At 34.2% G+C, this 13,288-nt stretch carries 22 protein-coding genes and 1 tRNA gene; 5 read left to right on the forward strand and 18 right to left on the reverse strand.

Annotated features, from left to right (window positions below; translation table 11 throughout):
• Positions 1-14: 14 nt before the first annotated feature.
• From rplR to rplC, 16 genes are all read right to left on the reverse strand, one after another.
• Positions 15-383, reverse strand: coding sequence for a 50S ribosomal protein L18 (gene rplR, locus HA148_RS08630; RefSeq protein WP_011863649.1), 369 nt, complete (start codon positions 381-383; stop codon positions 15-17).
• A gap of 14 nt (positions 384-397) precedes the next feature.
• Positions 398-937, reverse strand: coding sequence for a 50S ribosomal protein L6 (gene rplF / locus HA148_RS08635; protein WP_209131949.1), 540 nt, complete (start codon positions 935-937; stop codon positions 398-400).
• A 12-nt stretch (positions 938-949) separates the two neighbouring features.
• A complete protein-coding gene (rpsH, locus tag HA148_RS08640; protein WP_011863651.1) occupies positions 950-1,351 on the reverse strand; it encodes a 30S ribosomal protein S8 in 402 nt (133 codons plus the stop codon).
• Positions 1,352-1,360: 9 nt separating this feature from the next.
• A complete protein-coding gene (rplE, locus tag HA148_RS08645) occupies positions 1,361-1,900 on the reverse strand; it encodes a 50S ribosomal protein L5 (RefSeq protein ID WP_209131950.1) in 540 nt (179 codons plus the stop codon).
• A 74-nt stretch (positions 1,901-1,974) separates the two neighbouring features.
• Positions 1,975-2,328, reverse strand: coding sequence for a 50S ribosomal protein L24 (gene rplX, locus HA148_RS08650; protein ID WP_209131951.1), 354 nt, complete (start codon positions 2,326-2,328; stop codon positions 1,975-1,977).
• The gene (rplN, locus tag HA148_RS08655) at positions 2,329-2,694 is read right to left on the reverse strand and encodes a 50S ribosomal protein L14 (protein ID WP_002807235.1); all 366 of its coding nucleotides are present in this window, start codon (positions 2,692-2,694) and stop codon (positions 2,329-2,331) included. It abuts the gene before it with no gap.
• Positions 2,691-2,957, reverse strand: a complete 267-nt coding sequence (gene rpsQ, locus HA148_RS08660) for a 30S ribosomal protein S17 (protein ID WP_011819162.1) — start codon at positions 2,955-2,957, stop codon at positions 2,691-2,693. The genes rplN and rpsQ overlap by 4 nt, the downstream gene beginning before the upstream one ends.
• Positions 2,958-2,966: 9 nt before the next feature.
• Entirely contained in the window at positions 2,967-3,185 is a 219-nt protein-coding gene (gene rpmC / locus HA148_RS08665; RefSeq protein ID WP_025889509.1) for a 50S ribosomal protein L29, read from the reverse strand.
• Positions 3,182-3,664 carry a 50S ribosomal protein L16 gene (rplP, locus tag HA148_RS08670; protein WP_209131952.1) on the reverse strand — a complete coding sequence of 161 codons (483 nt, stop codon included), beginning with the start codon at positions 3,662-3,664 and terminating at the stop codon, positions 3,182-3,184. The genes rpmC and rplP overlap by 4 nt, the downstream gene beginning before the upstream one ends.
• Before the next feature lie 11 nt (positions 3,665-3,675).
• Entirely contained in the window at positions 3,676-4,407 is a 732-nt protein-coding gene (gene rpsC / locus HA148_RS08675; protein WP_011819165.1) for a 30S ribosomal protein S3, read from the reverse strand.
• On the reverse strand, positions 4,407-4,793 hold the full coding sequence (rplV, locus tag HA148_RS08680) for a 50S ribosomal protein L22 (RefSeq protein ID WP_025895064.1): 387 nt from the start codon (positions 4,791-4,793) through the stop codon (positions 4,407-4,409). The genes rpsC and rplV overlap by 1 nt, the downstream gene beginning before the upstream one ends.
• Positions 4,790-5,068 (reverse strand): 30S ribosomal protein S19, encoded by a 279-nt coding sequence (rpsS, locus tag HA148_RS08685; protein ID WP_209131953.1) that lies wholly within the window; start codon positions 5,066-5,068, stop codon positions 4,790-4,792. The genes rplV and rpsS overlap by 4 nt, the downstream gene beginning before the upstream one ends.
• A 37-nt stretch (positions 5,069-5,105) precedes the next feature.
• Positions 5,106-5,969, reverse strand: coding sequence for a 50S ribosomal protein L2 (gene rplB, locus HA148_RS08690; protein ID WP_209131954.1), 864 nt, complete (start codon positions 5,967-5,969; stop codon positions 5,106-5,108).
• Positions 5,970-5,981: 12 nt separating this feature from the next.
• Positions 5,982-6,284, reverse strand: coding sequence for a 50S ribosomal protein L23 (locus tag HA148_RS08695; RefSeq protein ID WP_011819168.1), 303 nt, complete (start codon positions 6,282-6,284; stop codon positions 5,982-5,984).
• On the reverse strand, positions 6,281-6,913 hold the full coding sequence (gene rplD, locus HA148_RS08700) for a 50S ribosomal protein L4 (protein ID WP_079331028.1): 633 nt from the start codon (positions 6,911-6,913) through the stop codon (positions 6,281-6,283). The genes HA148_RS08695 and rplD overlap by 4 nt, the downstream gene beginning before the upstream one ends.
• Positions 6,910-7,563: a 50S ribosomal protein L3 gene (gene rplC / locus HA148_RS08705; RefSeq protein ID WP_209131955.1), complete on the reverse strand. Its 654-nt coding sequence runs from the start codon at positions 7,561-7,563 to the stop codon at positions 6,910-6,912. Before rplC ends, rplD begins: the two co-directional genes overlap by 4 nt.
• Positions 7,564-7,842: 279 nt before the next feature.
• Between rplC and ndhN the strand changes: the two genes are divergently transcribed.
• The 5 genes from ndhN to recA all read left to right on the forward strand — a co-directional run bounded on the left by ndhN (position 7,843) and on the right by recA (position 11,501).
• Entirely contained in the window at positions 7,843-8,319 is a 477-nt protein-coding gene (gene ndhN / locus HA148_RS08710) for an NAD(P)H-quinone oxidoreductase subunit N (protein ID WP_002807100.1), read from the forward strand.
• A 5-nt stretch (positions 8,320-8,324) separates the two neighbouring features.
• Positions 8,325-9,332, forward strand: a complete 1,008-nt coding sequence (locus HA148_RS08715) for an LdpA C-terminal domain-containing domain (RefSeq protein WP_209131956.1) — start codon at positions 8,325-8,327, stop codon at positions 9,330-9,332.
• A gap of 94 nt (positions 9,333-9,426) precedes the next feature.
• Positions 9,427-9,498 (forward strand) — tRNA-Gln (locus HA148_RS08720).
• Positions 9,499-9,514: 16 nt separating this feature from the next.
• Positions 9,515-10,291 (forward strand): HAD family hydrolase, encoded by a 777-nt coding sequence (locus tag HA148_RS08725; protein ID WP_209131957.1) that lies wholly within the window; start codon positions 9,515-9,517, stop codon positions 10,289-10,291.
• Positions 10,292-10,403: 112 nt separating this feature from the next.
• The gene (gene recA, locus HA148_RS08730) at positions 10,404-11,501 is read left to right on the forward strand and encodes a recombinase RecA (protein ID WP_209131958.1); all 1,098 of its coding nucleotides are present in this window, start codon (positions 10,404-10,406) and stop codon (positions 11,499-11,501) included.
• A 2-nt stretch (positions 11,502-11,503) separates the two neighbouring features.
• Here recA and HA148_RS08735 read toward each other — a convergent pair whose 3' ends face one another.
• Together HA148_RS08735 and HA148_RS08740 are read right to left on the reverse strand one after the other, a co-directional pair.
• Complete coding sequence (locus tag HA148_RS08735; RefSeq protein WP_025895071.1) at positions 11,504-11,749, reverse strand: DUF2839 domain-containing protein; 246 nt, start codon at positions 11,747-11,749, stop codon at positions 11,504-11,506.
• Between the two features lie 29 nt (positions 11,750-11,778).
• Positions 11,779-13,227 (reverse strand): DNA helicase, encoded by a 1,449-nt coding sequence (locus tag HA148_RS08740; protein ID WP_209131959.1) that lies wholly within the window; start codon positions 13,225-13,227, stop codon positions 11,779-11,781.
• Positions 13,228-13,288: the final 61 nt, after the last annotated feature.

Here is a 13,288-nt window from a genome sequence, read left to right on the forward strand (position 1 = left end):
AAAAAAAATAAGAGTTAGAATTCTAGGCCAGCTTCACGAGCAGCATCTGCAAGTGCCTTTACTCTACCGTGATATAAATTACCTCCACGGTCAAAAATTACTTGCTTAATACCTTTTTTTATCGCTCTCTTTGCTAATAATTTTCCAACAATGGAAGATGAATTACAATCAGAGGGTAATTTCTCAGATTTTTCTCTTAATTCTTTATCAACAGTTGAAGCTGAGCAAATAGTTGTTTGAGCGCTATCATCTATAACCTGAGCATAAATATGGTTATTAGAGCGAAAAACAGACAATCTTGGACGAGTTGCATCTCCAATTAAGAATCTTCTTAATCTTCTATGTCTTTTTTGAGTTTGTAATTTCCTGGAAAGTTTGGTCATTTTTTTAATTGGAATTATTTTTTGCCAGATTTACCAGCTTTTCTGAGAATTCTCTCATCATGATATTTAATTCCTTTACCTTTATATGGTTCTGGAGGCCTAATTGATCTGATTTTTGCTGCTTCATTACCAACAATTTCCTTATCAATTCCAGATACAGTAACGTTTGTATTACTCTCAACCTTGTATGTTATACCATCAGGGGGGATCATTTCTATAGGATGACTGTATCCTGCACTAACAACTAGATTTTTACCTTTTACTTGTGCTCTCGATCCAACGCCTACAATTTCAAGTTTTTTTGAAAACCCTTGACTAACCCCTTCAACCATATTTGCAATTAAAGCTCTACATAAACCATGTCTTTGTCTTGAGAATATTTTGGTAGTAGTGGGACTTACGACAACAGTATTATCTTTTTTATCAAAACTAACACCTTCTGGCATCTTACGTTTTAACTCACCCTTAGGACCTTTAACTGTAACTATTAATCCATCAAAATCAACAGATACTTTATCTGGTATTAGTACTGGTGTTTTTCCAATTCTTGACATGATTAATCCTCCTTAATAAACATAGCAAAGTACTTCACCACCTATACCTTGCTTCCTAGCATCACGATCACTCATAACACCTTTGGAAGTAGATATAATAGCAACTCCGAGACCTCCTAGTACTTTTGGTAAAGCTCTAGTATTTTTATAAATTCTCAAACCAGGTTTACTAACTCTTTGCATGGATCGAATAGTAGGGAATTTATTCTTGCCACTATATTTCAGACCAAGTATTATTTGTGACTTATAGCCTTCACCTTCTTCATTAATGTCAGAAATGAAACCCTCTTTTTGAAGCACTTTTGCAATACTTAGGGACATTTTTGAACTTGGGATTGATGTGGTTGTATGCTTTTTTTGACTCGCATTTCTAATTCGAGTAAGCATATCTGAAATAGGATCGTGATTTGACATGGTTTTAATTTAATTCTTACTAAAAGGCATTCCTAACTCTTGCAAGAGAGCTTTACCCTCTTGATCTGATCTCGCACTAGTGACAATAGTTATATCCATACCTCTTATTGAATCTATTTTATCAAAAGAGATTTCAGGAAAAATTAATTGCTCTTTCACTCCAAGGGTGTAATTCCCTCTCCCATCAAAACTTTTTGGATTAACTCCTCTAAAGTCTCTTATTCTTGGTAAAGCTAGATTTATAAATCTCTCTAAAAAGGAATACATCCTGTCACCTCTCAAAGTTACAGTACAACCAATTGGCATACCCTCACGAATTTTAAAACCCGCGATAGCTTTTTTGGCCCTAGTTACTAGTGCCTTTTGCCCTGTAATTGTTGCCATTTCATTCAAGGAAGCCTCTAAAGCTTTTGAATTTGAAGCTGCCTCACCAAGACCTCTGTTAACGTTGACTTTGACAACTTTAGGTACTTGATGAATATTTTTAAGACCAAGTTCTTTTAAAAGTTTTGGTCTAATTGATTCTTTGTAGCGATTTTTTAGAGTCATAATTTTTTGTTAATTCTGGTCTTTGTCAGAATTGATAAATTAGAAAAAGTTTAAATCTGGTTTCTGATGAAAAATTAATCAATTACTTCACCAGTTTTTTTCAGTCTTCTTTTCTTAACTCCCTCTTTATCAATAAAATATTCAATCTTACTTGTAAGATTTTTTTCCTTTGAGAAGAACATTACATTTGATGCATGTAAAGATGCCTCCTCTGTAAGTATTCTTCCAGTTTCCCCTTCCTGAGTTGGTTTTACATGTTTAGTCCTAAGGTTAATTCCCTTTACAACCACTCTATTTTCAAGAGGGATAGTTTTTAAAACCTCTCCAGTTTTGCCCTTTTCCTTGCCGTTAATTACTTTTACTAAATCTCCAGTTTTGATTCTCATTTTTATTCTTTGGAAATTCTTTTGTTTTAATGAATCCAACATTTAAATAACCTCCGGAGCAAGAGAAACAATTTTTGTATAATTTTTATCCCGCAGTTCTCTGGCTACAGGACCAAAAACTCTAGTACCTTTTGGATTCTTATCCTCATTAATCAAAACAGCAGCATTATCATCAAATCTGATTGAATTACCAGTATTTCTTCTTAATGTTGCTTTTGTTCTAACGATGACGGCTTTCACAACTTCAGATTTCTTAACTCCCATATTCGGAAGAGCATCTTTAACAGTTGCTACAATTACATCCCCAACATGTGCGTATCTTCTATTAGAACCTAAGACCCTAATACATTGGAGTCTTTTCGCTCCGCTATTATCAGCAACTGTTAAATAGGTTTCTTGTTGAATCATTTTTTAACCTCCTTAGCCTGGCTTGTTTTATTCAGAATCTCTTCAATTGCCCATCTTTTATGAGCGCTAAGCGGTCTAGTTTCTCTTATTTTAACTCGATCGCCTAAAACACATGTATTTTCTGGATCATGCGCCTTATATCTCGTAGTTCTACTTACAATTTTTTTATAAGTGGGGTGTGGATATCTATTAATAACAGCAACAACAACTGTTTTATCCATTTTGTCGCTGACAACAGTACCAATTCTTTCTTTAAGTGCCATAACTAATAATTAATCAGAAGTAGTTTTAGAAGCAGATTGACTCTTACTAAGAGTTAGTAATTGCGCAACTTGTTTCTTGATAATTTTAAATTTATGAGTTTCATTTAGCTGTCTTGTAGCTTGCTTGAATCTCAAATCAAAAAGATCTTTTCGCAATTGGTCAATCTTTTCGGTAATTTGATCAGAATTTAATTTTTTAAATTCTTTTAGAGACTCTGTGTTTTTCATTGTTTAACCTCCTCTTCAGATTTTTTACTATTTTTTGTATTTTCTTGGGAGAAATTTTCTAGATTTTTATCAATGGAGATAAATTTAGTTTTTACAGGAAGTTTGTATTGAGCCAGACGCATAGCTTCCTTTGCAATTTCCTCAGTGATATCCTCACCACCCATTTCAAAAAGTATTCTTCCAGGTTTTACAACTGCGACCCAAAACTCTGGATTACCTTTACCAGAGCCCATTCTGGTTTCGGCAGGTCTCATGGTTACGGGTTTATCAGGAAATATTCTGATCCAGATTTGACCACCACGTTTGATATATCTGGTCATAGCTCTTCTGCTTGCTTCAATCTGACGTGCAGTTACCCAGCCACAGTCTTGAGCTTGGAGAGCAAATTGACCGAATGCAATAGTATTACCTTTTGAGGCTACACCCCTCATTCTGCCTCTATGTTGTTTACGGAATTTAGTACGTTTTGGACTAAGCATTTTTATACCTCCTATGAATTCTCATTTGAACGATCCTCAAATTGCTGAGGTCTTCTACTAGCTTTCCTCTTAGGGCTCGCACCCACAGGGATAGTTTGTTCTTCTTTAGGTAGAACTTCACCTTTGAAAACCCAAACTTTAATACCTAGAACACCGTAAGTTGTATTAGCTTCACGTGTTGCATAATCAATTTCAGCTCTCAATGTATGTAATGGAACTCTACCTTCTCTAGTCCATTCAGTTCTAGCTATTTCAGCACCATTCAACCTTCCCCCTACTTGAATTTTAAGACCTAAAACTCCAGCCCTTTGAGCCCTTTGTAAGGCCATCCTTATAGTTCTTCTAAAGGCGACTCTTTTTTCAAGTTGTTGCGCAATATATTCTGCTAGTAAAAAAGCATCAGCATCTACGCGTTCAACTTCTACAACGTTTATTCTAACTTGCCTTGTTCTATCCCCTATAGTTTTTTGAATACCAGATCTTAATTCTTCAATCCCACTTCCTTGTCTTCCAACTATAACTCCTGGTCTTGCTGTTTTTAATTCAAGTTCCAGTTGGTCAGCTTTTCTAGCTATTAAAACATCGCTAATTCCTGCTGCCCCATATTTTTTTTGAATGAAAGTACGAATTTTAAAATCTTCTTGAAGAAGAATTGGATATGTTTTAGAAGTAGCAAACCACTTAGAGCGATGCTCTTGTGTAATTCCTAATCTTAGTCCAGAAGGATGTATTTTATGTCCCATTAGTTTTGTACCTCCGCATTAGTTTGAGTAGGAGCAGATTCAACAGAAATACTGATGTGGCAAGTCTGTTTTTTAATTGAAAAAGCTCGACCTTGAGCTCTGGGCCTATACCTTTTCATTACTGGACCACTATTAGCCCATGCTGAGGAAATAACTAAGGTGGATGGATCCATTCCAAGGTTATGTTCTGCATTGGCAACCGCAGATCTTAGAACTTTGGTGATGGGGTCTGTAGATCTGTAAGGCATAAACTCCAACATAATCAATGCATCTCTGTAAGACCTGCCCCTTATCTGATCCAAAACTCTTCTCACTTTAGAGGCTGATCCGCGAACGTAATTCCCATGAGCAATTGCTGTTTTTGTTGTTTCAGGTGTTTTTGTCATGATTTTGCTCCTTTCTTATCTCTTATATGACCTCGGTAAGTGCGTGTAGGAGCAAATTCACCAAGTTTATGACCAATCATTTGTTCAGTAATAAATACTGGTATGTGAGTCTTGCCGTTATGTACGGCGATTGTGTGACCAATCATTAAAGGTAAAATCGTAGAGGATCTTGACCAAGTTTTGATAACAGACTTGTCATTATCAGCATTTTGTTTTTCTACCTTCTTGAGCAGGCTGTCTGCTATAAAAGGTCCTTTTTTTAGTGAACGTCCCATGATTATGTAATAGAAATTGAAATAATAAATGAAGTAATCAAGAGTCTCTTCCTCCTCTACTCCTCTTAGAAACGCGACGGCGTCTTCGAACAACTAATTTATTACTTGGTTTGTTCTTTTTACGTGTCTTTAATCCAAGAGCTGGTTTACCCCATGGAGTAACTGGTCCTGCTCTACCAATTGGGGCTTTTCCCTCTCCTCCTCCATGTGGATGATCACATGGGTTCATTACACTACCTCTTACTTGAGGCCTTCTTCCAAGCCATCTTCTTCTTCCTGCTTTACCTAAGCTAGTGTTTCTTATTTCAGAATTACCAACTTCACCAAGAGTTGCGTAGCATTCTTTTCTTACAAGTCTTACCTCGGTCGATGGAAGTTTTAAAGCAACATAATCTCCCTCTTTTGCCATAACTTGAGCACTAGCTCCTGCGGATCTAACCATCTGAGCACCCCTACCTGCATATAACTCAACACAATGAACACTAGATCCTAATGGCATAACAGAAAGTGGCATTGCATTACCATCTTCAATTGGAACACTGTCTCCAGATATGACATTTTGTCCGACTTTTACTCCTGCTGGAGCGATAATATATCTTTTTTCCCCATCTTCGTAGAATAAAAGTGCCAGCCTTGCATTTCTATGAGGATCGTAGTGTATAGCTGCAACTTTAGCGTTGATGTCTCTTTTATCTCTTCTGAAATCTACTAATCTATATTGCCTTTTGTGACCACCTCCACGATGACGACAAGTGATAACTCCACGATTATTCCTGCCTTTAACTCTATGTTTTGAAACAATTAGTGATCTTTCGGGTTTAGCACTTGTTATTTCACTAAAGTCAGTAACTACTCTCTGCCTAGTACCAGGTGTATAAGGTTTAAATTTACGGATTGCCATGATTAAAACTCCTTAAGATTCTGGAAATAGTTGGATTTTGTCTCCTTCAGCAAGACGCACAATTGCCTTCTTGACCTGAGAACGTTTACCGGAAAATTTCCCGACTCTTCTTGTTCTTCTTGGTGGATTCATAGTGTTAACTCCTATGACTTTAACACTGAATAAGGCTTCAACAGCTGCCTTTATTTGTGGTTTTGCCGCTCTATGATCTACTTCAAAAGTATATTGGTTAAGATCCAGCGCATTTGTTGCTTTCTCAGTAATAACTGGCTTTCTTATTACATCGGCTAAACGAGAATCGAATAATTTACTCATGATGCATAAACCTCCTGAATTTTATCTATCGCTGATTGCCCAATGACCAATTTATTAGCATTGAGAATATCAAATACATTTAATTGATCGGCGGCAATTAATTTTACTTTTTCAATATTGTTGATGGATTTTTTTATAACATCGGACGGACTATCAAGAATAACCAAAACTTTTTCAGTTTTTTGTATACCTAATCGAGCAAGGCCATTGATGATATCACTTGTTTTAGGCTGCTTTAAAGTAGATCCAAAATCTTCAACGGCCTTCATATCAGATACTCTAGACATAAGTGCAGTTCTAAGAGCTAACCTACGTTCCTTACGATTCATATCAAGATTGTAAGAACGTGGCTTCGGTCCAAAAATAATTCCGCCACCAGGTCTTAAGGGTGTCCTTATTGATCCTTGACGGGCTCTTCCTGTACCTTTCTGTTTATATGGCTTTCTACCACCCCCACGCACTTCAGATCTTGTCAAAGTTGATGCTGTCCCCTGTCTTTTATTTGCTAGCTGCCTAAGGACTGCTCTATGTATTAAGTCTGCCGAAGAAGTTTCTTTAGCAACTGCTAAATCAAGAGAAACTTTGCCAGATTTTTTACCATCCCACTTAAGAGTTTCAAGTGTTGTCATGATTTTTCACCTCCTTTTTTGCCTACAACATTATTTGGCTTAATGTTTATTATTGAGCCTGGCTTGCCTGGGACAGAACCCTTTACTACAAGCAAATTTTTCTGATCATCAACTTTTAGCACTAACAAACCTTTAGTTGTAATCTGTTTTCCTCCATATCTTCCTGCCATTCTTTTTCCAGGATAAATTCTACCTGGAGTTGTTCCTGCTCCTGTAGATCCAGGTGCTCTATGATTTTTTGAACCATGACTCATAGGACCTCTGCTAAAACCATGTCTTTTCTGGTAACCAGCAAAACCTCTTCCCATAGATTTGCCACTGATATCAACTTTTTGACCAACTTCAAAGTTTTTTACAGTTATTTGATTTCCGATTTCATAAGATGAAGTTTCTTCAACCCTATATTCTTTCAAATGCTTTAAAAGTTCTTTACCTGATTTCAACAAATGTCCTTTTTCAGGCTTACTTATATGCTTATCTTTGGACAAGCCATAACCTATTTGAACGGCAGTATAACCATCCAAAGCGTTTGTTTTCAATTGAGTAATACGGCAAGGACCAGCCTCAATAAGAGTAACTGGCACCGAATTACCTTTCTCGTCGAAAAGTTGGGACATGCCCAATTTCTTTCCTAAAATTCCTATAGACATAAGACTAAATTAGGCTAGCTCATAATGATTTTTAAATTATCTAAACCCTTCAATTATTAGGGTGTAGTTAATAAAAAACAATTAATAAGGTTGAGACTTATCTGATAATCTAGATAGTTTCTCTTGGGATAAACCCACCTGTGTTTTTTAACGAAACGCTAAAAAATGTGAAATTTTACAGAGGCTCGGCTAGCTTGCGAGCTTAAAAATTCACTGAGTTACAATTGTACATCATCAAGTACCATAAAATAAAATAAAATAGACATAAAGGAAATTTTTATGCCATTACTTCTCACAGGGAAAAAGTTTCATAACGATTTAAAAACTAACAAATGTCTTGCAATCTTTGCTCCTCTTGAAGGTGGTTATGAGACTCGTCTTTTGAGGAGAATGAGGGCCAAGGGCTTTAAAACTTTTATAACCTCAGCAAGAGGGCTTGGAGATCCAGAAGTCTTCTTGCTCAAATTGCATGGCGTTAGGCCACCGCACCTTGGTCATCAAAGCGTAGGAAGAAATGGAGCACTCGGGGAAGTTCAACAAGTTATCCCTCAAGCTTCTGAGTTATTTAATGAAAATGATAAAAATAAATTACTTTGGTTATTGGAAGGTCAAGTTCTTTCTCAATCTGAATTAGAGAGCTTAATAGAGATTTGCACTAACGATAATAAACTAACGATAGTTGTCGAAATGGGGGGTTCAAGAAAACTTGAATGGAAGCCGTTAAGTAATTATATTTTAGATGAATTTGAAAGTTAAATTGTTTGATTACAACTAAGAATAAAAAAGATAAATGGATTAAATTAATTTGTGGTGCCAGTAATGAAGATATTGTTGCCATAGAAGATTTATGTGCAATTTATACTGCTGCTGGTGTCGACTACATAGATGTTGCTGCAGAAGAATCTATAGTCCACGCAGCCAAAAAAGGAATCGAGTGGGCAAAAAAAGTCTTTAAAAACTCCCCTGGATTAATGATAAGCATTAGTGATGGAAATGATATCCACTTTCGTAAAGCAAAATTCGATCCATTGAAATGTCCCCCTAAGTGTCCAAGACCATGTGAAAAAGTATGTCCCACCTTTGCAATTGATAATTCTGGGATCAAAAAGAGTAAATGTTTTGGATGTGGAAGATGTTTGAGTAGCTGTCCCCTAAATCTAATTAGTGAATATGAATATAATTTGTCAAAAGATGATTTAGGATCAACACTTCAGAAAATAAAACCTAATGCAGTAGAAATTCATACAGAAATAAATCGTCTAGATTCTTTTGCAAAAGTTGTCAGTATTCTTAAAAGTTCAGAAAAGAAATTAGACAAGATATCTATCAGTTGTGGATTAAATCAATCTTTCAAACAATCACAAGAGCCCGAAGATCTTTTGAAAGCTCTTTGGGAAAGATATGAAATTCTTAAAAAACTTGATATTCCCCTTATTTGGCAGCTAGATGGAAGGCCAATGTCTGGAGATCTTGCTCCTTCAACAAGTAGAGATGCTGTTAAGTTGTTTGAAAAAATCGGTTCAGATCTTCCACCTGGATTAATTCAATTAGCAGGAGGAACCAATGAAAAAACTCACGAATTTTTGAATTCAAACAATCTCCCAGACGGAATAGCATTTGGAAGTGCTGCAAGAAAAATTATGCAGCCCTTTATTGAATTTGCTCACAAAAATAACAAAAAACTTTATGAGTATCCTGAGAGAATGGCTTTAGCGATCAAAAAAGCTAAGAAATTTCTAGAGCCATGGAAATCGAGCTCATTCAAATAATATTTTTATTTTTCAAAACTAGCACCATGTTTATAAAAACTTTGTATTTTTTGGATAGAAAAAAATCTTTTCATGTATTAAAATAAAAAATCAATGGGCCGTCGCCAAGTGGTAAGGCATCGGGTTTTGGTCTCGACATTCCTAGGTTCGAATCCTAGCGGCCCAGTTCTAATATTCAATAGGTGTCTTCTCAAAAAATATTTCTATTTGATTTCGATGGAGTAATAGTAGATGGAATGCAAGAATATTGGCATAGTTCCTTATTGGCCTGTGAAAAATATTTAAATTCACCGTGCATCTCTGTTGATCAAAAACTTTATAAAAGAGTACCAAATTCTTTCAAAGAAATAAGGCCATGGGTTAAATATGGTTGGGAAATGATTCTAATTGTTCACGAAATTATAAAAACAGAAAATCCTTTAAAAATTGATAATAAAGATGATTTCATTAATAATTATCATCAAAATTGCCAGAGGATATTAAGTGAAAATTCCTGGATTGCCGAAGATTTACAAAAAATGTTAGATCACTCGCGCAAGTACCAAATTGATAAAGATTTTAAATCATGGGTAGATTTACATAATCCTTTTTTTGAAATTATTATTTTTATGAAAGAATTAAGGAAAAGAGAAATAAAAACTGGAGTTATAACAACTAAAGGTAAAATATTTGCAGAAAAAATTCTTAAACAATTTAATATTTTTCCAGAATTTATTTTTGGTTATGAATCCGGATCAAAAGTGAAAATAGCTGAGAAACTTGCAAAAACTTATGAAATTTTAGGCTTTATAGAAGATAGAAAAAAAACTCTAATAGATATTAAACAAAATTCAGAAACTTCTCACATTCCATGCTTCCTAGCTGATTGGGGATATTTGAAAGGATCAGATAAGTATTCTTTAAGTAATGAAATCAAATTATTAAAATTAAGTGACCTTGAGGAATTAGTTGCAATTTAAAGATAATAAGTTAGAGTACAGATGTACTATAGTTTGTATTTATGAAGTTTGGTTTAAATAAAAATTTCCAAATTTAGAATAATTACAAGAACTTTAACCGATAAATCAAACAATGACCCTTGAAGAAAAGAAAAAAACTGAATCAAAAGAAAAAGACAAGGCATTAAGTCTTGTCTTAGGTCAAATAGAAAGAAATTTTGGACGAGGATCAATAATGAGACTTGGTGACGCCTCAAGAATGAAAGTAGAAACAATATCTACTGGAGCGCTCACCTTAGATTTAGCATTAGGAGGAGGCTATCCAAAAGGCAGAGTAGTAGAAGTTTACGGACCAGAAAGTTCAGGAAAAACTACATTAACGCTGCACGCGATTGCGGAAGTCCAAAAGAATGGAGGAGTAGCAGCATTTGTAGATGCTGAGCATGCACTCGATCCAGTTTATGCAGCCTCTTTAGGAGTTGATGTTGAAAATTTATTAGTTTCACAACCAGATACAGGTGAAATGGCTCTGGAAATAGTTGACCAGCTTATAAGATCAAGTGCAGTAGATCTTGTAGTTGTTGACTCGGTCGCAGCACTAACCCCACGAGCTGAGATAGAAGGAGAGATGGGAGATCACGTAATTGGAAGCCAAGCAAGGCTAATGAGCCAAGCAATGAGAAAAATAACAGGAAATATTGGTAAATCAGGATGTACGGTAATATTCCTGAATCAATTACGCCTAAAAATTGGCGTTACATACGGCAATCCAGAAACAACCACAGGAGGTAATGCATTAAAATTTTATGCCTCAGTGAGACTTGATATCAGAAGAATTCAAACTCTTAAAAGAGGTACTGAAGAATATGGCATAAGAGCAAAAGTGAAAGTAGCAAAAAACAAAGTTGCGCCACCATTTAGAATTGCAGAGTTTGATATTCTCTTCGGAAAAGGTATTAGTACAACAGGATGTTTATTAGATTTAGCAGAAGAGACTAATATCATAATAAGGAGAGGTGCTTGGTATAGTTATGAAGGTGAAAATATTGGACAAGGAAGAGATAATACAATAATTTGGCTTGATCAAAACTTAGAAATCAGAAATAAAGTAGAATCTATGGTTAAAGCGAAATTAACAGAAGGAACTGAAGTCAGTTCTAATTCAATGAAAGCATTAAATAGCAATCCTGCTAATACAATCGCTGTTAATGATATAAAAACAGTAGCTTAGATTTATAAAGAATCAGCTAAAGTCCACCACCCAGCAGCAGGGCCTATAAATCTCACTACAATCCATAAGATAACTAACCCTCCGATTCCAAACCAACTGGCTTTAATACTTAATTTAATTAGGTTATCTCTTTGATTGATTGTAAAGGGAAGCCATTCAAATAATCTTGGAGACTCATCAATTTTAGTTTTAGTATTATTTTTTTTTGGAGGTAAACCAAGTGTTTTACGTCTTTTTGCTTCTCCCATATTTCTTTAGTTATTTACAAAATCATAACCTAATCAAAAGGTAGCATATAGTTAATTTTTTTTGAGGGTTGAATGTTTTGCAAAAGTAATCTTGCCCAATTTCTTTTATTTGCTCTTCCATCTAAGATTATTAACTTACCTGAATTTCTTCTTAAAGGAGAAATAGATCTTTCAAGTTTAATTCTTGCTTGAGGAAGAAAGAAGTCTCTAAACCAATCTTGAGAAAGCTTCTTTTTATGCGAAACTGTAATTGCATTAATAGGTTCTGACATATTCGGAATAGGAAGTAAAGGAATGATAATTTGTTCTGGAATTTGAATTAAATAAGAATTCATAATCCACCAGTCAAAACTAGAGCAAAGAATTTCATTTTTACCAGAGGGAATTGTTTCTAGGAATACCCTCTTACCGTACTTAGAAGCTAATTCTGTAGCAATGTTAGTTTTTAAATCAATATCATCAGACAAAACTAAAGTTAAACCCTTTCTAAAAAGTATTAACTTTTTGCATTTATCCAAGATTGAATTAGTAAAAAGAGGATCATTAGGAAGCAGTTGTTTAGAGGGTATATATAATGAAATCTTTTTCTCTTCAAAATTACTTTTAAAATTAATAACCAAGTCAATATCTAAACTGTTTTTTTTAAAGTACATTTGGAAAAAATTATCTTTTCTTAATGCTGATAAAAAAACAAATTTATTATTTGAAAAAAATTCCTTAATGTGTGAAAGTTCATCTATTGGCTGCAAATACAAAGTCCAATCTAAATTTTTATCATTTAACTTTACCCAGCACGCCCAACCTTTAGATAATGCTTTGTTAACCATTAAAAATTTTTCAGAAAATGAAGAATTTTCATGAAAAAAGTTTGAAAAAAAACTAATTTCTTTTTCATTTAAATTGATATAACTATTTCCTAAGACCTTTCTCATGAAGAACTTTTTCTTCAATGAGTCATATACTTTTATAAATTTTTGATTGATTAATTCAAATTCATTAGAATTTTTTGTCCAATCCTTTTTAAGTAAAGAAATCCTAAAATGATTTTTTAAATCCTGTTTTATATCCTCAATTCCAGAATAAACTATTCGATGGTTTCTAAGTTTACGAGAATCGGGATCATTAAGTAAATTTTGGATTGTTATCAAGCGAATATGATGATTTGCAAAAATAATTTGATCATTTTTCAAAATAAAATTAAAACCCAGATTTCTCAATGAATCAATCTGAAATTGGCTTATAAATTGAATTTTTTCTTTAGATAAAATAAAAGTTGAATCCTCTTCTTTTAAAAATAAAGAAATCAAAATTGGAGGTAACCAATCATAGCTAGAGAAAATTTCTGAATTAATTAGATATGTAGAATCATTTTCAACACATTTGGAAATTATTCTCCCAAAAGAATATATGTGTTCCCAACAATCAATTTTATCTCTCAAAAAATTTTTCAAATATTGATGACTTAAAATTTCAAGCATTTATAATTAATTTAATTTCAAATACATACAAAATTTATTAACCTAATATACAAAAAATTGG

Source organism: Prochlorococcus marinus XMU1405, assembly GCF_017696275.1.
GTDB lineage: Bacteria > Cyanobacteriota > Cyanobacteriia > PCC-6307 > Cyanobiaceae > Prochlorococcus_A > Prochlorococcus_A marinus_AB.